Here is a 22,797-nt window from a genome sequence, read left to right on the forward strand (position 1 = left end):
GCTGAAGCCTCCATCGGGGGGTGCGTAAGTCGATGGAGGGGAGACTAAACAGAGTGATATCGATGAAAAAGCGCAAATAACTGCTATAACCAATCAACAAATTCGTTTATAAGCGCAGCGTACCCGGCATAAGCCCTACAGGCCGGGCACACCGGGATCACTTGGCGGAACAGTTCAGGTCCAGCCGCAGCTTGATAATTTTGCGGTTGAACTTGGCGGTGACGTTTTTGCTCTGCCCCGCGGCGACTTCCACCTTGCGCGTACGCGGTGCTTCGGGGCCGTTGCGAAACACCACCGAACACAGCACATCGGTCTTGCCGAAGTTGTTCAACTGGATGGAGCCGATGTCCTGGTCGGTGTCGAAGGCGGTGTAGTCGACGCTCAGGCCGTTGAGCTGTTTCTCGACATCGATCGGGTAGGCAAAGGCGCTGAGTGGCAGCAGGGCCAACAGCGCACAACAGAATTTTTTCATTCGGCAGTCTCCAATGTGGAGCGCCAGCTTAGGACAAGAGGAGCCCCTCATGAAAGCGCCCCGCGTTACCCTCGATCAATGGCGAACCCTGCAGGCCGTGGTCGACCATGGCGGCTTTGCCCAGGCTGCCGAGGCGCTGCATCGCTCGCAATCCTCCGTCAGTTACACCGTGGCCCGCATGCAGGATCAACTGGGCGTGCCACTGTTGCGCATCGACGGCCGCAAGGCGGTCTTGACCGAAGCCGGCGGCGTCTTGCTGCGGCGTTCCCGGCAACTGGTGAAGCAGGCCAGCCAGCTGGAAGACCTGGCCCATCACATGGAGCAAGGCTGGGAGGCCGAAGTACGGCTGGTGGTCGACGCCGCCTACCCCAATGCGCGCCTGGTGCGGGCCCTGACCGCCTTTATGCCCCAGAGCCGCGGTTGCCGGGTACGACTGCGCGAGGAAGTGTTGTCCGGGGTCGAGGAGGTGCTGCTCGAAGGCGTCGCCGACCTGGCCATCAGCAGCTTCAGCATCCCCGGCTACCTGGGCACGGAAATGAGCTCAGTGGAATTCGTCGCCGTGGCGCACCCGGAACACCCCCTGCATCGCCTGCAACGCGAGCTGAATTTCCAGGACCTGGAAAGCCAGCTGCAAGTGGTGATCCGCGACTCCGGCCGCCAGCAACCCCGGGATGTCGGCTGGCTCGGCGCCGAACAGCGCTGGACCGTGGGCAGCCTGGCCACCGCCGCCACCTTCGTCGGCAGCGGCCTGGGTTTTGCCTGGCTGCCCCGGCACCTGATCGAACGGGAAATCCGCGAAGGCGTGCTCAAGGTGCTGCCGATGGAACAAGGCGGCAGCCGGCACCCGACCTTTTACCTGTACTCGAACAAGGACAAGCCCCTGGGCCCGGCCACTCAGATTCTGGTGGAGCTGCTGCGCACCTTTGACACAGCGCCGCTGGATGCGCCCTTCGCTGCCCCCGAACAAGCCTGACCCCCACCCGCCCGAACAGGAGTTGTGCCGTGGCCTATTTCGAACATGAAGGATGCACCCTGCACTTTGAGGAATACGGCCAGGGCACACCGCTGATCCTGATGCATGGCCTGGGCTCCAGCACCCTGGACTGGGAAATGCAGATCGCCGATCTCGCGGCCCGTTACCGGGTGATCGTGCCCGATGTGCGTGGCCACGGCCGCTCCGACAAACCCCACGAGCGCTACAGCATTGCCGGGTTCAGTGCCGACCTGGTCGCCCTGATCGAGCACCTGAACCTTGCGCCCGCGCACCTGGTCGGGCTTTCCATGGGCGGCATGATCGGCTTCCAACTGGCAGTCGATCACCCACAACTGCTCAGGAGCCTGTGCATCGTCAACAGCGGGCCTGAGGTCAAGCTGCGCAGTCGCGCCGATTACTGGCAATGGTTCAAGCGCTGGAGCTTGGCCCGAGTACTGGGCCTGGCGACCATCGGCCAGGCCCTGGGCCGCAACCTGTTCCCCAAGCCGGAGCAGGCCGAGCTGCGGCAAAAGATGGCCGAACGCTGGGCAAAAAACGACAAACGTGCTTATCTCGCCAGCTTCGACGCCATTGTTGGCTGGGGGGTAAAGGAACGACTTTCCCGCATTCCCTGTCCAACCCTGATCGTCAGCGCCGACCACGACTACACCCCGGTGGCGCAGAAAGAGGCCTACGTGAAATTGCTGCCCCACGCACGACTGGTGGTGATCGACGATTCACGCCACGCCACCCCGCTGGACCAGCCACACCGTTTCAATCAAACCCTGCTCGAGTTTTTAACCACAGTCGACACCACCACCCAGGATCACTGACCCATGCTGAAAAAAATCGCCCTCGTCGCCGGCTCCGTTCTGTTCGCCGCCAACCTGATGGCCGCACAACCGGCCAAGGCTCCCCACGTCGTGCTGGACACCAGCTTCGGCAAGATCGAAATCGAACTGGACCCGGTCAAGGCACCGATCTCCAGCAAGAACTTTCTTGAATACGTCGACAGCGGCTTCTACAGCAACACCATCTTTCACCGGGTGATCCCGGGGTTCATGGTCCAGGGCGGTGGATTCACTGCACAGATGAATCAGAAAGACACCCGCGACCCGATCAAGAACGAAGCCAGCAACGGCCTGCACAACGTGCGTGGCACCCTGTCGATGGCCCGCACCTCGAACCCGAACTCGGCCACCAGCCAGTTCTTTATCAACGTGGCCGACAACGCCTTCCTCGACCCGGGCCGCGATGCCGGCTACGCGGTATTCGCCAAAGTGGTGAATGGCATGGACGTGGTCGACCAGATCGTCAACTCCCAGACCACCACCAAACAAGGCATGCAGAATGTGCCGATCGACCCTGTGCTGATCAAGTCGGCCAAGCGCATCGACTAAAGAGGCAAGGCGTCAGGAGCGGTCGTACCGTGCCGTGCGGCCGCTCATATCTTGACCAGGAGAGCCCGCCCTGCGGGCACCAAACCCAATGTTCTATCGCCGTTTCGAACAACTGATCGACATCTTCCGCGACGCCCCCACGGCTGCACCGCCAAACCGGGTCCTGGCGTTCTACCTGTACTACATCAAGCAAGTCTGGCCGAGCTTTGCCGCCCTGCTGGTAGTGGGCCTGTTCGTGGCCCTGATCGAGGTTTCGCTGTTCAGCTATCTGAGCCGCCTGATCGATCTGGCCCAGGGCACGCCCAATGTGGACTTCTTCAAGATCCACGGCACCGAGCTGATCTGGATGGCCGTGGTCGCGCTCCTGTTGCGGCCGCTGTTCGTCGGCCTGCATGACCTGCTGGTGCACCAGACCATCAGCCCCGGCATGACCAGCATGATCCGCTGGCAGAACCACAGTTACGTGCTCAAGCAGAGCCTGAATTTCTTCCAGAACGATTTTGCCGGGCGCATCGCCCAGCGCATCATGCAGACCGGCAACTCCCTGCGCGACTCGGCGGTGCAAGCCGTCGACGCCCTGTGGCACGTGCTGATCTATGCGGTCAGCGCCCTGGTGCTGTTCGCCGAGGCCGACTGGCGCCTGATGATCCCACTCCTGGCGTGGATCGCCTGCTACATCGGTGCGCTGCGCTACTTCGTGCCTCGGGTCAAGGACCGTTCGGTGGTGTCCTCCGATGCACGCTCCAAACTGATGGGGCGCATCGTCGACGGCTACACCAACATCACCACCCTCAAGCTGTTCGCCCACACCCAGTTCGAACAGAACTACGCCCGCGAAGCGATTGCCGAGCAGACCGAAAAAACCCAGCTGGCCAGCCGCGTCATCACCAGCATGGACGTGGTCATCACCAGCATGAACGGCCTGCTGATCGTCGGCACCACGGGCCTGGCCCTGTGGCTCTGGACCCAGTCGCTGATTTCGGTCGGCGCCATTGCCCTGGCCACCGGCCTGGTGATCCGCATCGTCAACATGTCGGGCTGGATCATGTGGGTGGTCAACGGCATCTTCGAAAACATCGGCATGGTCCAGGACGGCTTGCAGACCATCGCCCAGCCCCTGAGTGTCACCGACCGCGAACAGGCGCCACGCCTGGCCGTGACCCAGGGCGAAGTGCGCTTCGAGCAGGTGGACTTTCACTACGGCAAGCAATCGGGGGTCATCGGTGGTCTCGAACTGGTGATCCGGCCTGGCGAGAAGATCGGCCTGATCGGCCCGTCCGGGGCGGGCAAGTCGACCCTGGTCAACCTGCTGCTGCGGCTCTATGACCTGCAGGGCGGGCGCATCCTGATCGATGGCCAGGATATCGCCGAAGTCACCCAGGAGAGCCTGCGCGAACACATCGGCATGATCACCCAGGACACTTCGCTGCTGCACCGCTCGATCCGCGACAACCTGCTGTACGGCAAGCCCGACGCCACCGACGAGGAACTGTGGGAGGCCGTGCGCAAGGCCCGGGCCGACGAGTTCATTCCGCAACTGGTGGATTCCGAAGGCCGCAGCGGTTTTGACGCCCATGTCGGCGAGCGCGGGGTCAAGTTGTCCGGTGGCCAGCGCCAGCGCATCGCCATTGCCCGGGTGCTGCTCAAGGACGCGCCGATCCTGATCATGGACGAGGCCACCTCGGCCCTGGATTCGGAAGTCGAAGCGGCGATCCAGGAGAGCCTGGAAACCCTGATGCAGGGCAAGACCGTAATCGCCATCGCCCACCGGCTCTCGACCATCGCCCGTATGGACCGCCTGGTGGTCCTGGAAAAAGGCCGCATCGCCGAAAGCGGCAGCCATGCCCAATTGCTGGCCCATGGCGGCTTGTACGCACGCCTGTGGCAGCACCAGACCGGGGGTTTTGTCGGCATCGACTAACAGCCTTGCAAAACCAGCCAGAGCCCTTGTGTGTAGAGGGCTCTGGCTTTTTTATGGGCGCTGGAATTCGGCCAGAATCCTGCTGTACTCAGCCTAGGTTCTGGCGCAGAACCTGTAGTTCATCTGCAGGGACGCATCATGGCGTTATCGAATCGATAGGTCGTCCTATCAAGGATTCACCTCATGTCTCTGTTCAAGCGTTCAGTCACTGAGTTGCTGGGTACGTTCTGGCTGGTTCTGGGTGGGTGTGGCAGCGCAGTGCTGGCCGCGTCTTCCCCCCTGGGGATCGGTGTATTGGGTGTGGCCCTGGCGTTTGGCCTCACTGTTCTGACGATGGCGTTCGCCATCGGCCATATCTCCGGTTGTCACCTCAACCCTGCCGTGTCGGTGGGGCTGGTGGTGGGTGGCAGGTTTCCGGCCAGGGAGTTGCCAGCCTATGTGGTGGCGCAAGTGATAGGCGGGATTGTCGCGGCGGCCCTGATCTACTACATCGCCAGCGGCAAACCCGGCTTCGAGCTGTCCAGCGGCCTGGCGTCCAACGGCTACGGCGCGCACTCGCCGGGCGGTTACTCGATGGCGGCGGGCTTTGTCTGCGAGGTGGTGATGACCCTGATGTTTGTGGTGATCATCCTCGGCGCCACCGATAAACGGGTCCCGGCGGGCTTTGCGCCGATCGCCATCGGCCTCGCGCTGACCCTGATCCACCTGATCTCGATCCCGGTCACCAACACCTCGGTCAACCCGGCGCGCAGTACCGGCCCGGCGCTGATCGTCGGCGGCTGGGCGATCCAGCAGCTGTGGATGTTCTGGGTCGCACCGATCTTGGGTGCGGTGATCGGTGGCGGGCTTTATCGCTGGCTGGGCCGGGAAGACCGCTAGCGCGCTGACCGCGAGGGTCAGGCTTGCCGATAAGGCAAGGCGGCCCTCGCTTCCTCGGCATAGGCCAGGATGCCGAGCCGTTCCTGCTGCAGGAAATCCTTCACCGCCGCATTCAGCCCGGGATGGCGCAGGTAGTGCCAGGAATGGGTAATCACCGGCTCGAAACCGCGAATCAGCTTGTGCTCACCCTGGGCCCCGGCGTCGAAGCGTTGCAGACCGTGGGCGATGGCGTAATCCATGCCCTGGTAGAAACAGGTTTCGAAATGCAGCCGATCGAACTCCGCCAGGCAGCCCCAGTAGCGTCCATAGAAACTGTCGCCACCCACCAGACTGAAAGCCATGGCCACCGGCCGCGGGCCCTGCTTGGCCAGGACCACGCGAATGGCCTCGGGCATGCGCTCGGCGAGCAAGCTGAAGAAGGCCCGGGTCAGGTAGGGCGTCTGGCGCCGCACGGCGTAAGTGTTGGCGTAGCAGGCGTAGACAAAATCCCACTGCGCCTCATCCAGCTCATGCCCGCCCAGCCACTGGAACTCGATGCCCTGCCCCGCCACCTGCTCGCGCTCCTTGCGCATCTGTTTGCGCTTGCGCGAAGCCAGGGTGTCGAGGAAATCCTGGAAGTCCCGGTACCCGCGATTCTGCCAATGAAACTGGCACCCCAGGCGCTGCAGCCAACCCGCCTGCCCGGCCAGGGCGGCGTCGGCAAAGGGGTCGGTGAAATTGATATGGGCGCTGGAAAGCTGCTCGATCTCCAGGTAGCCGGGCAGGCTTTTAAGCAGTTCGAAGGCGTCCTCCTGGCTGGCCGCCAGCACCCGCGGGCCACTGACCGGGCTGAAGGGCACGGCGGTCAGGAGCTTGGGGTAGTAGTCGATCCCGGCACGCTCGCAAGCCTCGGCCCAGCCGTGATCGAACACGTACTCGCCATAGGAATGCCATTTGCGATAACTGGGCAGCGCCGCCAGCAAACGCCCGTCTTCCACGTGCAACAGGTGCTCGGGCTGCCAGCCGGAGCGCGGGCCGAGACTGCCGCTGTCTTCCAGGGCGCTGAGAAAGGCATGCCGTAAAAACGGCTGCGCATCGGCCACCAGGGCATCCCACTGTTGCGGGTCGACGGCAGAGAGACTGTTCAAGGATTGAAGCGGCATTGCGTTCCCCGGTATTGATGGCCCAAGCACCGGCCGAGTATCCCCCATCGTCCGGCGCGCCGAAATAAAAACCGCCGGGGCAGGCTCAACGGCCCAGGTGCAGCGCCAGAAAATCGATAAAAGCCCGGGATTTCGCCGGCAGGTGCGCGCTGTTGGGAAACACCACCTGCACCGACTGCCTCGGCAGGCCGTACTCGGGCAGCAAGCGCACCAGGCGCCCCTGGGCCAGATCGTCGTCCACCATCCAGGCCGGCAGCACCGCCACCCCGAGGCCGGCCAGGGTCAGCGCGCGAATCGCCGTCGACGCGTTGGACTCATGCTGGCTGTTGAGCGTGACCTCGACATCGCCCCGCACCGGGTGGCTGAAGGTCCAGCTGGGCGGCCCCTGCAGCGTGTTATGGGTGATCCACGGCAGCCGGCTCAAGTCCTGGGGAACGTGCACCGCAACCCCCTGGGCGAATGCCGGACTGGCCACCAGCACAATCTCGTATTCGTCGAGCTTGCGGCTCTTGAACGCCGAGTCGCCGAGGTTGCCCAGGCGAATCACCAGGTCGAGTTTTTCCGCCACCAGGTCATTCAAGGATGAGTTGAAGTGGTAACTCAGGCGCACCTCGGGATGGCGCGCGGCAAACAGGGGTAACAGCGGCAAGACAAATTTCTCGGCGTATTCGCCGGTGGAACTGAAGCGCAACGTGCCCGCGACCCGGCCGTGACCGTTCAGAACATTGTCAAATGCATTGTCGATACTGGCGACGATGCCCTTGAACTCCTGATAGAAGTCCTGGCCGGTTTCAGTCAGGGAAACACGGCGCGTGCTGCGGATCAGCAAGGTGCTGCCCAGTGCCTGCTCCAGGGCCTTCACATGCAGGCTGGCCATGGCTTTGCTCATGCCCAGGTAATGGGCGGCCTTGGTATAGGAGGCGAAATCCACCACCGCGAGAAAGGTCTGCACCCGGTTCAGGTGGGCGTGCAAAGGGTTATTCACTGTCAAGCCTCATCAAACAATGTTTCAAGTATAGGGGCATGGACCCGGTCGGCCTATCGCCCCTAAGCTCCCCGGCAAAAGGGAGATGACATGACTTATCGCTACCAAGTGGCGCTGGTATTCCTGCTCGGGTTCTTTATCGACTGCGTCAATATCTTCATGTCGGCCGTGGCGCTGCCCAGCATCGCCACCGACCTGCAGGTGTCCGGTACTGCCGTGGCCTGGGTCGCCAACGCCTACATCCTCGGCCTGACCCTGATCATGCCCATCAGTACCTGGCTGGCCGGGCGCTATGGCAGCCGCGAGATCCTCACCCTGTCGATGCTGCTGTTCAGCATCACGGCCGGGCTCTGTGCCCTGGCCGGCAGTTTTCCCGAGCTGCTGTTCTGGCGCCTGCTCCAGGGGATCGGTGGCGGCCTGCTGATTCCGGTCGGGCAGGCCCTGACGTTCAATCTGTTCCAGGGCGAGCAACGGGCAAAGGTCTCGACCCTGATCATGGCCGTGGCGCTGATCGCCCCCGCCTTGTCACCGCCCCTTGGCGGGCTGATCGTCGACCACAGTTCGTGGCGCTGGGTGTTCTCCAGCAACCTGCCGTTTTCCCTGCTGGCCGCCGGCCTGGCCTGGTGCTGGATCCGCGAGCGCCGCGCTCCGCCCGGGCCCCGGCCGGACCTGCGCGGCCTGCTGCTGGTCAGCGCGGCGCTGGCCACGCTGCTCCTGGGGTTGTCGCTGTACGGCACCGATTACCCGCCCCTGGCTGCGGCGTCGTGCCTGTTGGCCGGGGTCGGTTTCAGCCTGCTGTACATAAGGCATTGCCGGCGCAGTACTCACCCCATCGTCGACCTGAGGCTGCTGCGCAGCGTCCGCCTCAGCGGCTCGATCGGCATTTATTACGCGATCCCCGGCCTGTTCACCGGGGCCAACCTGCTGAGCATGTTCTTCCTGCAAGACACCCTGCATTTCAGCGCCGGCCTGACCGGAAGCTTTATGGTGCTCTACGCCGGCGGCGCCTTCATCGCCATGCTGGTCTGCGGCCGGGTCTACCAGCGCATGGGCGCCAGGCGCCTGTTCGGCCTGGCCCTGCTGCTGCACAGCGCCGGCATCGGTCTGCTGTGCGGGGTCGATACAGCGGCCGACCTGCCGCTGATCATCGCGGCCTATGGGCTGATGGGGGTGGGCGGCGGCATCGGCGCCAACACCGCACAAACCACGGCGTTGCTGGATTTCGACGGCGCCCTGACACACAAGGGCAGCGTGATCTGGAACATCAACCGGCAGATGTCCTTCAGCCTCGGCGCCGCGCTGTTGCTGATGATCTGCAACCTGCTGCTGCGCACCCTGCCGACCCACTCGGCCTACCACCTGAGCTGGGCCATCGCCGCCCTGCTCGGCCTGCTGCCTCTTCTTTATCTGCATCGCCTCCAACCCGCCAAACAGGACACTTATGCACACCTCCAGCGCTGAACAGGCCATCCACAGCATTCGTCAGGTGCATGACCTGATCCACCAGGTATTCACCGACCATCACGGCCAGGGCCTGGCCGCCATCGAGCAACTGATGCCGGTATTTGCCGAAGACTTCAGCATGGTCACCACCACGGGCGCCTCGGTGGGTCGGGCCCAGGTCGAACAGATGTTCCGTGGCGCCGTGGGTGCCCGTGCCGGCCTGCAGATCCACCTCAGCGAGTGGCGGTGTGTGTGGCAGCAACCCCAGGTCGCGGCAATCCGCTACCGCGAAACCCATCGCCTGGGAAACAGCCTCACCTCGCGCCTGTCCCTGGCCATCATCGGCCTGGACCAAGGCTCGGCCCAATGGCTGTACCTGCACGAAACCTCTTGCCCGCCGTTGCCTGAAACGCCGTTCTGAGGCCAAAAAAAACCCCGCCGGGGCGGGGTTAAAACGAGAGGAGCTTTAACGGATGAGAAAGAGCTCTGTATCGGTTTTACAGCACCTTAGAACACGTACTGCGCGCGCAGGACGAAACCGTCACCGCTGTCGTCGCCAGTGCGGGCAGCAGGGATGGCGCCGGCAGCCGCGGTAGCGTTGGTGACCTTATCGGTCTTGGCCTTGAGGTACGTGGCGGAGATTTTCACCGCTTCGTTGGCGTACCAGTTCACACCCAGGTTGTGGACCTTGACCGAAGCGTCGCCGACATCACGGGTCAGGCTGGCGGTGGTCACGTTGTCGTCTTCCACGGTCAGGCTGTCGTAGCGGTAGAACAGTTCCCAGGCACCGAAGGCCTTGTTCGCCGGCTTGATCGCATCGAACTTGCCGACTTTATAGCCACGGGATTCGCCGGTCAGGGTGTAGGCACCCTGTACATAGAAGCCGTGACCCTTGAGGTCTTCAACGTTGCTGGCATCGGCCTTGGTCTTGCGAGTGACGTACTCACCCTGGATCGAGGCCGGGCCCATGGCGAACGCGGCTTCCAGGCCCAGGGCAGTATCACGGTCGTAGGAACCGGCAGGCGATGCCGAAGCGCCACCCAGTACCGGACGGTTGCCGTTGGTGCCGGCATCGTTGCCGCCCAGGGTTTCAACGCCACGCATGCCCATGCGGGTGCGGTAGCGAGAGTCGAACGCGGTGTCGGAAACGTCACGGGACGCGACGTTCACACCGAAGTGCAGCACGTTGCCCGCATCATGCATTGGGGCGAATACGAAGCGGCCGTTGACCTGCTTGATGCTGTTGCCGTCGGTGTCGTCGGTGTCTTTGCTGAACACGCCAGCAGACGCGTAGAACGACTCGGCGAAGACACCGGAAGCCTGCAAGCCCAGGCCGTTCTGGTGGCTGTTGGCCCAGTCGACCATGTCGTAGGCGATGTTACGTTCCGGAGCGGTAACCCACTTCGAGCTGGTGGCTTTTTCCAGGCCGAAGTCGGGGTCGAAACGACCGACTTTGATCGACACCGGCTTGAAGCCGTTGTAGGCCAGCGACGCTTCGTCGAAGTAGCCGTTATCCGAGTCACCCGTGTTGTGGGAGAAGTCGTAGTTGATGGTGTAGGCCCAGTCGGTGTACAGCACGCCGGACAGTTCGAGGAACGCGCGACGGAAGTAAGCGGCGTCCGCGGTGTCACCGTTCTTGGTGTAGACACCGTCGAACTGGCTGTAGTCGGCCTGCAAGCGACCGCCCAGCTTGAAGCTGAACTCTTTGTCGGTGGTCGCGACCTCAAGGCCGCCTTTGGTTTTGACTACGATATCGGCGCCATCAGTGGTGACGGTGCCAGCGAAAGCCTGGGCGGTTACTGCCATGGCCAGGGCGCTGGCAGCAAAACCGGCGAAGTGCTTACGGATCATCGAAGAGTTCCCCTAATTGGTGGTCTGTTGCGTTGAAAACACGCGGTTCAGGCCCGCTCGTGTTGGGAGGGAATCTTGGCGACCGGTTATTTCAGGGGAGTTGCTGATAGATAAAGATTTTATGACAGGGGAACTTTTTTACTTCGAATTGAAATAAGGCAAAAAGCCTGTATCAGACGCCTTGCGCGGGCTCGGACGTAAGCAGTGCCGATAGGCTCGGGGGGGGCGTACAGAGGGAATAGCGGTAGCCGCTGCCGCCAGGCTGCGCTGGCCGGCATGGGCGCCGGAGTACATTCGGGAAAATCGCGGTGGGGCTTAGGGCCAGCGTCCCAGCGCGGCCCAAGCCTATCGGCAGCGGCTACAGGGGGATGGCTGCGCGGATGGGGCGAGCGCCATGTCTCACCCCCCCATTAGCGTGGGATCAGCGTTTGCGCAGCAGCACGCTACCGATCGAGTAGCCGGCGCCAAAGGAGCTGAGCACTGCCAGCGAGCCGCTCGGCAGGTCGTCCTGGTAGGTGTGGAATGCAATCACCGAACCGGCCGAACTGGTGTTGGCGTAGGTGTCGAGAATCACTGGGGCTTCTTCCACCGAGGCTTCGCGGCCAAGGAGTTTTTTCACGATCAGGTGGTTCATGCTGAGGTTGGCCTGGTGCAGCCAGAAACGCTTCACGTCGCTGACGTTGAGCTGGTTCTCTTCCAAGTGCACACCGATCAGCTCGGCGACCATCGGGCACACATCGCGGAACACCTTGCGGCCTTCCTGCACGAACAGTTTGTCCGGGGCACCGATGCCCTCTTCCGCCGCGCGGTTGAGGAAGCCGAAGTTGTTGCGGATGTTGTTGGAGAACTTGGTCAGCAGCTTGGTGCTGACGATGTCGAACTGGTACGGCGAGGTCGCAAGGTCCGCACGTTCGATAATCACCGCGGTGGCGGCGTCGCCGAAGATGAAGTGGCTGTCGCGGTCACGGAAGTTCAGGTGCCCGGTGCAGACTTCCGGGTTGACCATCAGAATCGCCCGCGCCTGGCCCAGCTGTACGCTGTTGCTGGCGGCCTGAATGCCGAAGGTCGCCGACGAACACGCCACGTTCATGTCAAAACCGAAACCCTGGATACCCAGCGCTTCCTGGACTTCGATGGCGATGGCCGGGTAGGCCCGTTGCAGGTTGGAGCAGGCAACGATCACCCCGTCGATGTCGGCGGCGGTCTTGCCGGCGCGCTGCAGGGCCTGTTCGGCAGCGCCGATAGCCATCTGGCACAGCACCGACCATTCGTCATTGCTGCGCTCGGGCAGGCGCGGGGCCATGCGTTGCGGGTCGAGGATGCCGTCCTTGTCCATGACAAAGCGGCTTTTGATGCCGGAGGCTTTTTCGATGAAGGCGGCGCTGGACTCGGTCAGCGCCTGGACCTCGCCGCGCTCGATGGCGGCGGCGTTGTCGGTATTGAATTGGTGCACGTAGGTGTTGAAAGACTGCACCAGCTCTTCGTTGGAGATGCTGTTGGCCGGGGTGTACAGGCCGGTGCCGCTGATGACGACGTTATGCACGGTCGTTCCTCTATTCTGTTCAGGCAGAAGGTATTGGCACCGACGTACCAAACCGTAAATGGTCCATCCCGCAATCGACGGGGCAGAGCCTGGCATCGCTTTATTCCGATCCGCCCGGGCTGGCGGTGACGCCTGAACCCGGGGCCGGCATTTATGACGGCGGAGTTTGCCATATCCAATGGCATTTCGCCGCAACTGCGAGATCGACGGGGCACTTGCGGCAAGCAGGCGCCCTCCCCCAGTCAGGCCTCGACCTGGCTCCATTGCTTGCTCAGGCGCTTGTCGGAGATCGGCACCTTGGTCCCCAACTGCTGGGCAAACAGCGATACCCGATACTCCTCCAGCCACCAGCGGTAGAGCTCCAATTGCGGGTCACGCTTGCCTTCCTGGGCGTGCTTGCCAGCCCGGGCCTGGTATTGCGCCCACAGGCCGCTCAACTCGCCACTCCACACCCGATCCTTCTGCACCTGGCTGCCGAGCTTCTCGAAGCGCAGCTCGATGGCCTTGAGGTAGCGCGGCAACTCCTTGAGCCACTGGCTCGGGGTTTCGCGGACGAACCCCGGGTACACCAGATTGCCCAGCTGCTGCTTGATGTCATTGAGCGCCACCGCCTGGGCCAGGTCGATCTTGCCCTTGAAGCGTTTTTGCAGGCCGTGCCACAGCTTGAGAATCTCCAGGGTCAGCCTGGCCAGACGCTCGGCATGCTCGGTCCAGCCGCCACGCTTGCGCTCGGCCAGGGACGCGAGGCCAGCGCCGTCACGCGGCAGGCTGGCCTCGCCTTCAAGCACGCAGCTGTCGAGGCTGGCCAGCAGAATGTCTTCCACCAACGACTCGACACGCCCCAGTTCGCGGTACAGCAAGCCCAATTCGGTAAGCCCGGGCAGTTTGCCGCGCAGGAACTTCGCCGGTTCGGCCAGTTGCTGCAACAGCAGGCGCTGCAAGGCACGCCGGTGCTGGAACTCGGCCTCGGCGGCCGTGGAGAAGCGCCCTTCCTTGACAGTGCCGCCCTCCTCCACCAGCGCCGGGTACACCGTCATCGACAGCCCGGCGATCTTTTGCTGGGTCTTTTCTGCCACTGCGGCAAAGACCTTGGCCTCTACCGGCTGCTGGCTTTTCGCGGTCTGCGGTACGGCCAGGGCCGCTTGGCTGGCCTGGGCAAAACGCGCCGTGAGCTCAGCCAGGTCGCGCCCTTCACCCAGGAACTGGCCCTGGCCGTCGACGATTTCCAGGTTCATCTTCAGGTGGTTTTCCACCTGTTGCGCGGCCTCGGCCCAGGCTTCGTCGCTGACCCGGGCGCCGGTCATGCGCAGCAATTCACGACCCAGGGCCTGGGGCAGCGAGCCCTGGCCAAAGTCGATGCGCTGCAGGGCGGCCTTGATAAAGTCCGGCACCGGCACGAAGTTCTTGCGCAAGGCCTTGGGCAGGTTACGCACCAGGGCAATGCACTTGGCCTCGATCAGCCCCGGCACCAGCCACTCCAGGCGCTCCACCGGCAGTGCCGGCAACAGCGGCGCCGGCACGCGCAGGGTCACCCCATCACGCGGGTGATTGGGTTCAAAGTGGTAACTCAGGGCCAGCTCCAGATCACCGATGTGCAAGGTGTCCGGGTACTGCAAGGCAGTGACTTCACTGGCCTCGCGGGCCAGCACGTCCTCTTCGCGCATGATCAGCAACTGCGGGTCTTTCTGGCTGTTGACCCGGTACCAGCTGTCGAAGGTCGCGGTCTGGTGGATTTCCGCCGGCAGCCGCGCATCGTAGAAGGCAAACAGGGTTTCTTCGTCGGCCAGGATGTCGCGGCGCCGGGCCTTGGCTTCCAGTTCGTCGAGCTGCTCCAGCAGGCGGGTGTTGGCCGCCAGGCACTTGGCCCGGGACTGGATTTCACCCCGCACCAGGCCTTCACGGATAAACAGCTCGCGCGACACCACCGGGTCCACCGGGCCGTAATGCACCGGACGTCGGCCCACCACAATCAGCCCGAACAGGGTGATTTGCTCGTAGGCCACCACCTGCCCGCGCTTCTTCTCCCAATGGGGTTCGAAGTGGTTTTTCTTGATCAGGTGCCCGGCCAGGGGCTCGATCCAGTCGGGGTCGATCTTGGCCACCATGCGCGCGTACAACTTGGTGGTTTCCACCAGCTCGGCGGTCATCAGCCATTGCGGACGCTTCTTGCCCAGGCCCGACGAAGGGTGAATCCAGAACCGGCGCTGACGGGCGCCGAGGTAATCGCCGTCCTCGGTCTTCTGGCCGATCTGGCTCAGCAGGCCGACCAATACTGCCTTGTGCAGTTTCGGGTAATCGGCCGGCTCTTTATTGAGGCTCAGTTGCAGGTCGCGACAGATCAGGCTCAGTTGCCGATGGGAGTCGCGCCACTCGCGCAGGCGCAAGTAGTTGAGGAAGTTCTTGCGGCACCAGTTGCGCAGCGGGCTGGCGGTCAGGGCCTGGCGCTGCTCTTCGAAACCGCGCCACAGATTGACCAGCCCGGCGAAGTCCGAGTCCACGTCCTTCCATTGCGCATGGGCCTGGTCGGCCGCTTGCTGACGCTCCGGCGGCCGCTCGCGCGGGTCCTGGATCGACATGGCGCTGGCAACGATCAGCACTTCCTGCAAGCTGCCGAGCTTGGCCGCTTCCAGCAGCATGCGGCCCATGCGCGGGTCCACCGGCAAGCGCGCCAGTTGCCGGCCCAACGGCGTCAGCTGGCTGTTGCGGTCGACGGCCGAGAGTTCTTGCAGCAGGTTGAAACCATCGCTGATGGCCTTGCCATCCGGCGGCTCGATAAACGGGAAGTCGGTGATTTCCCCCAGGCGCAGGTGCAGCATCTGCAGGATCACCGCCGCGAGGTTGGTGCGCAGGATCTCGGGGTCGGTAAATTCCGGACGCCCGATAAAGTCTTCTTCGCTGTACAAGCGGATGCAGATACCCGGCTCGACTCGACCGCAACGGCCTTTGCGCTGGTTGGCGCTGGCCTGGGAAATAGCTTCGATCGGCAGGCGCTGGACCTTGGCCCGATAGCTGTAGCGGCTGATGCGTGCGGTGCCGCTGTCGATCACATAGCGGATGCCGGGCACCGTCAGCGAGGTCTCGGCAACGTTGGTCGCCAGCACCACACGCCGCCCCGGGTGCGACTGGAAAATCCGCTGCTGCTCGGCCGGTGACAGCCGCGCATACAAGGGCAGGATTTCAGTGTGCTTGAGCTGGGCCTTGCGCAGCATTTCGGCGGCGTCGCGGATCTCCCGTTCGCCGGGCAGGAACACCAGCACATCCCCGGGGCTGCGGCGCTCGCTGCGCTCATAGGCGGCAATTTCATCAAGGGTGGCGAGAATTGCCTGATCCACCGTCAGGTCGTCTTCGACCCGGTTGCCCTCTTCGTCCTGCTCCAGGGTCAGGGGGCGGTACCAGGTGTCCACCGGGAACGTGCGCCCGGACACCTCGACAATCGGCGCCTTGTCGAAATGCTCGGAGAAGCGCTCCAGGTCGATGGTGGCCGAGGTGATGATGACTTTCAGGTCGGGACGACGCGGCAGCAGGGTCTTCAGGTAGCCCAGCAGGAAGTCGATGTTCAGGCTGCGTTCGTGGGCTTCGTCGACGATGATCGTGTCGTAGCGTTCCAGGTAGCGGTCGTTCTGGGTTTCCGCGAGCAGGATGCCGTCGGTCATCAGCTTGATCAGGGTGTTGGAATCACTCTGGTCCTCGAACCGCACCTGATAACCCACCAGCGACCCCAGGGGCGTGGCCAGTTCTTCGGCGACCCGGCTGGCAACACTGCGCGCCGCGATCCGCCGCGGCTGGGTGTGGCCGATCATGCCGTGCTGGCCGCGGCCGATTTCCAGGCAGATTTTCGGCAACTGGGTGGTTTTGCCCGAGCCGGTTTCGCCGGCGATGATCAACACCTGGTGCTTGAGCAGCGCCGCCTTGATTTCATCGCGCTTGGCGGCAATCGGCAGGCTGTCGTCATAGCGAATCACCGGCAGGCTGGCGCGCCGCGCCGTGACCTGGGCGCAAGACGCCTGCATGCGCTCGACCCACTGCGCGAGCTTGGCCTCGTCGGGCTTCTTGCGCAGCTCGAGCAATTGCCGCCGCAGCCGTTGGCGGTCGGCGAGCATGGCGTGGTCGAGGTTTTTCAGCAGGTGGTCAATAGTCATAGAGCAGCGGCTAGCTTCAAGCGAAAAGCTGCAAGATTAACGCAACGGCCCACTTTTAGCTTGCCGCTTGCAGCGTGTCGCTGACTCTATTCCTCCGCGCCTTTGCGCCGGTAAGGAAAGACATCGATGATTTTTCCGGCACGAATCGCCTCTTGCAGGCCTTTCCAGTAATCGGCGTTGTACAGCTCGCCGTGCAACTGATCGAACAGCTTGCGCTGCGCGAAGTCGGCGAACAGGAACGGCGGGAACTCCTCGGGGAACACGTCCAGCGGGCCGATGGAGTACCAGGGCTCGGAGGCCATCTCGTCTTCCGGGGTGCGCGGGGCCGGGATGTGGCGGAAGTTGGCTTCGGTGAGAAAGCAGATCTCGTCGTAGTCGTAGAACACCACCCGGCCATGGCGGGTCACGCCAAAGTTTTTCAGCAGCATGTCGCCGGGGAAGATATTGGCCGCCGCCAGTTGCTTGATCGCCAGCCCGTAATCTTCCAGGGCCTCGTGCACCTGGGCTTCGTTGGCGTTTTCCAGGTAGAGGTTGAGCGGGGTCATGCGCCGCTCGGTCCAGCAGTGGCGAATCAGCACCGTATCGCCCTCCACCGCCACCGTCGACGCTGCCACTTCCAGCAGTTCGGCGAGGCACGCCGGGTCGAACTTGCTCAGGGGGAAGCGGAAATCGGCGAACTCCTGGGTGTCGGCCATGCGCCCCACGCGGTCGACGCTTTTCACCAGCCGGTACTTCTCGATCACCGTAGCGCGGTCGACGTTCTTCGACGGCGAAAAACGGTCCTTGATGATTTTGAACACCGTGTTGAAACCCGGCAGGGTGAACACGCTCATGACCATGCCGCGCACGCCGGGGGCCATGATGAATTGGTCGTCGGTGTTGGCCAGGTGGTTGATCAGCGCCCGGTAGAACTCCGACTTGCCGTGCTTGTAGAAGCCGATCGAAGTGTAGAGCTCGGCGATGTGCTTGCCCGGCAGGATGCGCTTGAGAAAGCCGATGAACTCTGCCGGCACCGGCACGTCGACCATGAAGTAGGAACGGGTGAAGGAAAAGATGATCGACACATCGGCTTCGTCGGTGATCAGCGCGTCGATCTGAATCCCCCGCCCTTCGCGGTGCAGCAGTGGAATCACCAGCGGCCACTGCTCATCCTGGGTGTAGATGCGGCCCACCAGGTACGCGCCTTTATTGCGGTACAGCACCGATGAAAACAGCTCGACCGCCAGCTGCGGGTCCTTGCACACCCAGTCCGGCAGGTTTTCGCGCAGTTGCGCTTGCAGGCGGTTGAGGTCCCCCGCCAGGTCGGCGTAGGGCTCGCTGAAGCTGTAGTCGACGAAGATCTGCTCGAGCATCGCCGACAGCTCGCCATCGGGCTTGTAGATACGGGTTTGCGCGGCCCGGGCCCGGCGCAGGGTGGGCCGGGTGGTGTGGATGAACATGCAGCCGTCGCTGATCAGGTCATGGCTGAACAGCCCGCAGAAGGTCGAGTTGTACCAGGTCTCGGACAGCTCATCGTCAAAGCGCAGGTCAATCAGGCTGATGTAGGCGCTTTTGACCAGGGGCCACTGGCTGACGTCGAGCAAGGCCTTGTCCGCGAAGGCCGCGTGCAGCCGGGCGACGGTTTCGGCGACCTTTTCCTCGTACAGGTTGATCCGTGCCGCCGAGGCCGTCTGTGCCTCCTGCCATTGCGCACGCTCGAAGCGGGCACGGGCGCCGTCGGTGATCTGGCGAAAATGCTCGCGGTAATCGTCGAAGCCCTCAAGGATCATTCGAGCGATATCGGCGGCGGGCCATGACTGCGGCATAAAGGAGACCTCTGCGGGAATTTTCGAAGCCTGAGCTTAGCCAGTGAAGCCGGTGCAGAGAAGCGCAATTTTTGCGCGCCGAGGCCGGCATCGGTCGGTAATCGGCAACCTGCGCCGAAGTTTTTTTAATCGACCGTTCGGTCAATAAAAGCACCGATCAGTCACCCCTCTCGTGATTAATCGATTCATCTACAGCCCGCCTGCCACCTGCCCTGCGCGGCAAAAAAGTGACGTCAAATTATTCGAGCACACTTTTCACCGACTTCCAGCCTTGCCCTTTTTGCCGCCTGGAGCGCTCTGCGCCGGCCTTACCAGAATGATGGCACTTTAATATACAGCGCGCCTTGAACCTCTAACAACAAGATCCGAACCGACAAGGGAACACTGTTTTTTCAATGACCAAGGAGCACGTTATGTCTATCAGGAACATCCGCATCGGCCTGCGCGCCAGTTTGAGTTTCGGGGTGCTGGCCAGCCTGTTGATCGTGGTCGGGATGTTTTGCCTGGGCCAGATGGCCGCCCTGCGCGAAAGCGCAAAAGTCATCGAGGAGTCGTGGATGCCAAGCATCGAAAACATCCACGACAGCGCGGCCAACATCGCCGCTATCCGCCTTGAAGCGGTGCGCCTGATCGCCAACGCCCAGGCGGCCAGCCACGACAAAAGCAAAGGCATCATCGCCAGCGAGCGCCAGGAACTGCAAAAACGCCTCGTCGACCACCAGGCCCTGCTCAGCAACGACCAGGAGCAGGCCAAGCTCAATGCACTCAAGACCCTGGTCGGTCGCTACCTGCAGATCCTCGACCAGATCATCGCCGAGATCGACGCCGGCCAATCCGAGCAGGCTTATAAACGCCTCAATAGCGAACTGGCGCCCCAGGGCACAGTGCTCGACCAAGGCCTGGAGGACTTGATCACCTTCAACCAGGAGGGCGCCGACCTGGCCGCCGACAACGCCGCCGCGATGTACGACCGTTCGCTGTGGATTGTCAGCCTGATCATTGGCATCGCCCTGGTTGGCACCCTGCTACTGGCGTGGATGCTGACCCGCAGCATCACCACCCCGCTGGCCCAGGCCCTGGCGGTGGCGCAGACCATCGCCGCCGGCGACTTGAGCCAACCCATCGGCAGCGACGGCACCGATGAACCCGCGCAATTGCTCACCGCCCTGGCCGGAATGCAGGCCAACCTGCGCTCGACCCTGCACGGCATCAGCGAATCGTCGCAGCAACTGGCTTCCGCCGCCGAAGAAATGAGTTCGGTGATGGAGCAGAGCACCCGGGGCCTGCAACTGCAGAACGATGAAATCGAACAGGCCGCCACCGCCGTCACCGAAATGAGCGCGGCGGTGGATGAAGTGGCCGGCAACGCGGTGTCCAGCGCCGAGGCCTCGCAAGCCTCGGACGAGGACAGCAAGCACGGCCATTACCAGGTCAGTGAAACCATCAGTTCGATCCAGCAACTGGTGGACGAAGTGCTCGGTGCCTCGGCCCAGGCCCAGGGCCTGGCGTTGCAAGCCCAGGACATCAGCAAGGTGCTGGAGGTGATTCGCGGCATCGCCGGACAGACCAACCTGCTGGCACTCAACGCCGCCATCGAAGCGGCGCGGGCCGGGGAAGCCGGGCGCGGCTTTGCGGTCGTGGCCGACGAGGTACGCTCGCTGGCCCAGCGCACCCAGGACTCCACCGAAGAAATCGAACAGATGATCACCCGCATCCAGCAAGGCACCGACGCCACGGTCGGCGCCCTGCAAAGCAGCGCAGAGCAGGCCGGGCACACCCTGCAACGGGCCAATAGCGCGGGCAGTGCCCTGGAGAAAATCACCAGCGCGATCTCTCAGATCAGCCAGCGCAACCTGGTGATCGCCAGCGCCGCCGAGCAGCAGGCCCTGGTGGCCCGCGACGTCGACCGCAGCCTGGTGAACATCCGCGACCTCTCGACCCAGACCGCCGCCGGCGCCACCCAGACCTCCGCCGCCAGCCAGGAGCTGTCGCGCCTGGCCATCGACCTCAACGGCCTGGTGACGCGTTTCGTGCTGTAAAAGACCGATTAGGGTTTGCAAGGCCAGGGGCCTCTCGGCACACTCTCGCCCCCATTAGGTGAGAAGTTTGCCGTGAGCCCTGTCGATATCCTGCGCCTGCTGTCATTAGCTGCCATCTGGGGCGCGAGCTTCCTGTTTATGCGAATCATCGCGCCCGTGCTGGGCACGGTGCCCACCGCGTTTTTTCGGGTCTCGATCGCCGCCGGCGGGTTGCTGGTAATCCTGACGCTGATGCGCATCAGCTGGGATTTTCGCGGCAAGTTCAAAATCGTCCTACTGCTCGGGATGATCAACTCGGGCATCCCCGCCACCATGTATTCAGTGGCCGCCCAGGTGCTGCCGGCCGGTTACTCGGCCATTTTCAACGCCACCACGCCGCTGATGGGCGTGTTGATCGGTGGCCTGTTCTTCCATGAGAAACTCAGCCTGGCGAAGATCGCCGGGGTCTGCCTGGGACTGTTCGGGGTCGGCATCCTGACCCGCGCCGGGCCCATGGCCTTTGACCTGCAACTGTTGCTGGGCGCCCTGTCCTGCCTGCTGGCCACCACCTGCTACGGTTTTGCCGGCTTTCTGGCACGGCGCTGGCTGGACCAGGCCGGTGGCCTCGACAGCCGCCTTGCCGCCCTGGGCAGCATGCTCGGCGCCACCTTGTTGCTGCTGCCGTTGTTCGCCTACAGCACCTTTACCCAACCGCCCGCCAGCTGGGGCGGCTGGAGCGTGTGGCTGTCGCTGCTGGGCCTGGGCCTGGTGTGCACGGCGCTGGCCTACATTCTTTACTTCCGCCTGCTGAGTTCGGTGGGGCCGGTCAAGTCGATGACCGTGACCTTCATGATTCCGCTGTTCGGGGTGTTGTGGGGGGCGTTGCTGCTGGATGAACCGCTGTCCATGGCCCACCTCTATGGCGGGGCGCTGATTGGCGCGGCGTTGTGGCTGGTGTTGCAGCCCACGGTGCTGAGAAAGCCCTGAACCTGCCGCCCTGGGCGCGGCGACAGGTGTCCACGAGCGGGTGGCCTACTCGATGATGTTGAAATCACCGAGGTAGTCGTCGGAGATTTCCAGGCCCAGGCCCGGCTTGTGATCGTCGAGCTGGATGTAACCGTTGACCGGCTGCGGCTCACCCTTGAACACGTAATAGAACAGCTCATTGCCGACTTCGACGTCGAACACCGGGAAGAACTCGGCCATTGGCGAAGCGGTGGTGGACATCGTCAGGTGGTAGTTGTGCATCTGCCCGGCATGGGGAATCACCGGCACCGACCAGGCTTCGGCCAGGGCGTTGATTTTGCGTGCCGCGGTAATGCCGCCGACCCGGTTGGTGTCGTACTGGATCACGTCCACCGCACGCCGCTCCAGCAGGTCCTTGAAGCCATAGGAGGTGAACTCGTGCTCACCGCCGGAGATCGGCATGATGCCCATCTTCTTCAGTTCGATATAACCCTCGATGTCATCGGCGATCACTGGCTCTTCCAGCCAGCGCGGCTCGAACTCGGCCAGTTTGGGCAACATGCGGCGCGCGTATTCCAGGGTCCAGCCCATGTAGCACTCCAGCATGATGTCGATGTCCGGTCCGGCCAGCTCACGCAGGGCGCGCACTTGCTCGATGTTGCGACGCATGCCGGCCGGGCCGTCCTTGGGGCCGTAGCCGAAGCGCATTTTCAGCGCGGTGAAGCCCTGGTTCAGATAGCCCTGGGCCTCTTCGAGGAACAGGTCGAGGTTGTCGTTGGCGTACAGTTTGGAGGCGTAGGTCCAGATCTTTTCCTTGGTGCGCCCGCCCAGCAGCTTGAACACCGGCTTGTTCACCGCCTTGCCCATGATGTCCCAGATGGCGATATCGATGGCCGAGATCGCCGCCATGCCGATGCCCTTGCGGCCCCAGGCGTGACTCTGGCGGTACATCTTCTGCCAGATGTATTCGTTGTCGAACGGGTCTTCGCCGATTGCGATGGGTGCCAGGTAGGTATCGATGATTTCCTTGGCCACCCGCGGTGCCAGGGCGCAGTTGCCGATACCGACGAGGCCGGTGTCGGTCTCGACTTCAACCACCAGCCAGCCGTGGAAACGGAACGAGCCCATGGCATCGCCACGCTCGAACAGGATGTCACTGGCGTTGGTGCAGAAGTGCGCCTGGGGTGGGACGACCTTGCCTTTCCACTCGAAAACGCGGGTACGGATCGCTTTGATTTTCATGGATACAGTTCCTTGCTA

General features: G+C 63.0%; 17 protein-coding genes. 9 read left to right on the forward strand and 8 right to left on the reverse strand.

The features are described 5' to 3' along the window. Nucleotides 1–157: 157 nt before the first annotated feature. The gene (locus AC19YX_RS09175; protein WP_078473889.1) at nucleotides 158–472 is read right to left on the reverse strand and encodes a 3-phosphoglycerate kinase; all 315 of its coding nucleotides are present in this window, start codon (nucleotides 470–472) and stop codon (nucleotides 158–160) included. Between the two features lie 49 nt (nucleotides 473–521). Here AC19YX_RS09175 and AC19YX_RS09180 point away from each other — a divergent pair, with 49 nt between their 5' ends. The 5 genes from AC19YX_RS09180 (at nucleotide 522) to aqpZ (ending at nucleotide 5,645) form a co-directional block, all read left to right on the forward strand. Next, nucleotides 522–1,445: a PA3225 family LysR-type transcriptional regulator gene (locus AC19YX_RS09180; protein ID WP_421547783.1), complete on the forward strand. Its 924-nt coding sequence runs from the start codon at nucleotides 522–524 to the stop codon at nucleotides 1,443–1,445. Between the two features lie 29 nt (nucleotides 1,446–1,474). Further along, the gene (locus AC19YX_RS09185; protein WP_078473249.1) at nucleotides 1,475–2,278 is read left to right on the forward strand and encodes an alpha/beta fold hydrolase; all 804 of its coding nucleotides are present in this window, start codon (nucleotides 1,475–1,477) and stop codon (nucleotides 2,276–2,278) included. Between the two features lie 3 nt (nucleotides 2,279–2,281). Continuing rightward, nucleotides 2,282–2,845, forward strand: a complete 564-nt coding sequence (locus tag AC19YX_RS09190) for a peptidylprolyl isomerase A (RefSeq protein WP_020297750.1) — start codon at nucleotides 2,282–2,284, stop codon at nucleotides 2,843–2,845. 88 nt (nucleotides 2,846–2,933) lie between these two features. Next, the gene (locus AC19YX_RS09195; protein ID WP_078473248.1) at nucleotides 2,934–4,766 is read left to right on the forward strand and encodes an ABC transporter ATP-binding protein; all 1,833 of its coding nucleotides are present in this window, start codon (nucleotides 2,934–2,936) and stop codon (nucleotides 4,764–4,766) included. A gap of 183 nt (nucleotides 4,767–4,949) precedes the next feature. After that, on the forward strand, nucleotides 4,950–5,645 hold the full coding sequence (aqpZ, locus tag AC19YX_RS09200; RefSeq protein WP_201129938.1) for an aquaporin Z: 696 nt from the start codon (nucleotides 4,950–4,952) through the stop codon (nucleotides 5,643–5,645). 17 nt (nucleotides 5,646–5,662) lie between these two features. Here aqpZ and AC19YX_RS09205 read toward each other — a convergent pair whose 3' ends face one another. Continuing rightward, nucleotides 5,663–6,787, reverse strand: coding sequence for a GNAT family N-acetyltransferase (locus tag AC19YX_RS09205; RefSeq protein WP_421547784.1), 1,125 nt, complete (start codon nucleotides 6,785–6,787; stop codon nucleotides 5,663–5,665). Between the two features lie 85 nt (nucleotides 6,788–6,872). Then, nucleotides 6,873–7,760, reverse strand: coding sequence for a LysR family transcriptional regulator (locus AC19YX_RS09210; protein ID WP_078473245.1), 888 nt, complete (start codon nucleotides 7,758–7,760; stop codon nucleotides 6,873–6,875). Nucleotides 7,761–7,862: 102 nt separating this feature from the next. Between AC19YX_RS09210 and AC19YX_RS09215 the strand changes: the two genes are divergently transcribed. Then, nucleotides 7,863–9,233: an MFS transporter gene (locus AC19YX_RS09215; protein ID WP_421547785.1), complete on the forward strand. Its 1,371-nt coding sequence runs from the start codon at nucleotides 7,863–7,865 to the stop codon at nucleotides 9,231–9,233. Next, nucleotides 9,214–9,636, forward strand: coding sequence for a DUF4440 domain-containing protein (locus tag AC19YX_RS09220; protein ID WP_078473243.1), 423 nt, complete (start codon nucleotides 9,214–9,216; stop codon nucleotides 9,634–9,636). Before AC19YX_RS09215 ends, AC19YX_RS09220 begins: the two co-directional genes overlap by 20 nt. 86 nt (nucleotides 9,637–9,722) lie before the next feature. Here the strand turns inward: AC19YX_RS09220 and AC19YX_RS09225 are convergent, their stop codons facing one another. From AC19YX_RS09225 to aceK, 4 genes are all read right to left on the reverse strand, one after another. Then, nucleotides 9,723–11,066, reverse strand: coding sequence for an OprO/OprP family phosphate-selective porin (locus AC19YX_RS09225; RefSeq protein WP_078473242.1), 1,344 nt, complete (start codon nucleotides 11,064–11,066; stop codon nucleotides 9,723–9,725). A 421-nt stretch (nucleotides 11,067–11,487) separates the two neighbouring features. Further along, a complete protein-coding gene (locus AC19YX_RS09230; RefSeq protein WP_078473241.1) occupies nucleotides 11,488–12,609 on the reverse strand; it encodes a beta-ketoacyl-ACP synthase III in 1,122 nt (373 codons plus the stop codon). 242 nt (nucleotides 12,610–12,851) lie between these two features. After that, nucleotides 12,852–16,748 (reverse strand): ATP-dependent RNA helicase HrpA, encoded by a 3,897-nt coding sequence (hrpA, locus tag AC19YX_RS09235; protein WP_078473240.1) that lies wholly within the window; start codon nucleotides 16,746–16,748, stop codon nucleotides 12,852–12,854. An 86-nt stretch (nucleotides 16,749–16,834) separates the two neighbouring features. Continuing rightward, a complete protein-coding gene (aceK, locus tag AC19YX_RS09240) occupies nucleotides 16,835–18,553 on the reverse strand; it encodes a bifunctional isocitrate dehydrogenase kinase/phosphatase (protein ID WP_201129932.1) in 1,719 nt (572 codons plus the stop codon). Nucleotides 18,554–18,966: 413 nt separating this feature from the next. Between aceK and AC19YX_RS09245 the strand changes: the two genes are divergently transcribed. Further along, on the forward strand, nucleotides 18,967–20,592 hold the full coding sequence (locus AC19YX_RS09245) for a methyl-accepting chemotaxis protein (RefSeq protein WP_500606093.1): 1,626 nt from the start codon (nucleotides 18,967–18,969) through the stop codon (nucleotides 20,590–20,592). 72 nt (nucleotides 20,593–20,664) lie between these two features. After that, the gene (locus AC19YX_RS09250) at nucleotides 20,665–21,558 is read left to right on the forward strand and encodes a DMT family transporter (protein ID WP_078473237.1); all 894 of its coding nucleotides are present in this window, start codon (nucleotides 20,665–20,667) and stop codon (nucleotides 21,556–21,558) included. Between the two features lie 45 nt (nucleotides 21,559–21,603). Here AC19YX_RS09250 and AC19YX_RS09255 read toward each other — a convergent pair whose 3' ends face one another. After that, nucleotides 21,604–22,779 (reverse strand): L-rhamnonate dehydratase, encoded by a 1,176-nt coding sequence (locus AC19YX_RS09255; RefSeq protein WP_078473236.1) that lies wholly within the window; start codon nucleotides 22,777–22,779, stop codon nucleotides 21,604–21,606. Nucleotides 22,780–22,797: the final 18 nt, after the last annotated feature.

The sequence above is a fragment of the Pseudomonas sp. MF09150 genome (assembly GCF_059862355.1).

What these genes read in the sequence shown, in the direction of transcription:
- aceK (WP_201129932.1), bottom strand. Translation starts at nt 18,553, where the DNA reads ATGCCGCAGTCATGGCCCGCCGCCGATATCGCTCGAATGATCCTTGAG.
- AC19YX_RS09205 (WP_421547784.1), bottom strand. Translation starts at nt 6,787, where the DNA reads ATGCCGCTTCAATCCTTGAACAGTCTCTCTGCCGTCGACCCGCAACAG.
- AC19YX_RS09225 (WP_078473242.1), bottom strand. Translation starts at nt 11,066, where the DNA reads ATGATCCGTAAGCACTTCGCCGGTTTTGCTGCCAGCGCCCTGGCCATG.
- AC19YX_RS09215 (WP_421547785.1), top strand. Translation starts at nt 7,863, where the DNA reads ATGACTTATCGCTACCAAGTGGCGCTGGTATTCCTGCTCGGGTTCTTT.
- AC19YX_RS09245 (WP_500606093.1), top strand. Translation starts at nt 18,967, where the DNA reads ATGTCTATCAGGAACATCCGCATCGGCCTGCGCGCCAGTTTGAGTTTC.
- AC19YX_RS09175 (WP_078473889.1), bottom strand. Translation starts at nt 472, where the DNA reads ATGAAAAAATTCTGTTGTGCGCTGTTGGCCCTGCTGCCACTCAGCGCC.
- AC19YX_RS09220 (WP_078473243.1), top strand. Translation starts at nt 9,214, where the DNA reads ATGCACACCTCCAGCGCTGAACAGGCCATCCACAGCATTCGTCAGGTG.
- aqpZ (WP_201129938.1), top strand. Translation starts at nt 4,950, where the DNA reads ATGTCTCTGTTCAAGCGTTCAGTCACTGAGTTGCTGGGTACGTTCTGG.
- AC19YX_RS09180 (WP_421547783.1), top strand. Translation starts at nt 522, where the DNA reads ATGAAAGCGCCCCGCGTTACCCTCGATCAATGGCGAACCCTGCAGGCC.
- AC19YX_RS09195 (WP_078473248.1), top strand. Translation starts at nt 2,934, where the DNA reads ATGTTCTATCGCCGTTTCGAACAACTGATCGACATCTTCCGCGACGCC.
- hrpA (WP_078473240.1), bottom strand. Translation starts at nt 16,748, where the DNA reads ATGACTATTGACCACCTGCTGAAAAACCTCGACCACGCCATGCTCGCC.
- AC19YX_RS09190 (WP_020297750.1), top strand. Translation starts at nt 2,282, where the DNA reads ATGCTGAAAAAAATCGCCCTCGTCGCCGGCTCCGTTCTGTTCGCCGCC.
- AC19YX_RS09255 (WP_078473236.1), bottom strand. Translation starts at nt 22,779, where the DNA reads ATGAAAATCAAAGCGATCCGTACCCGCGTTTTCGAGTGGAAAGGCAAG.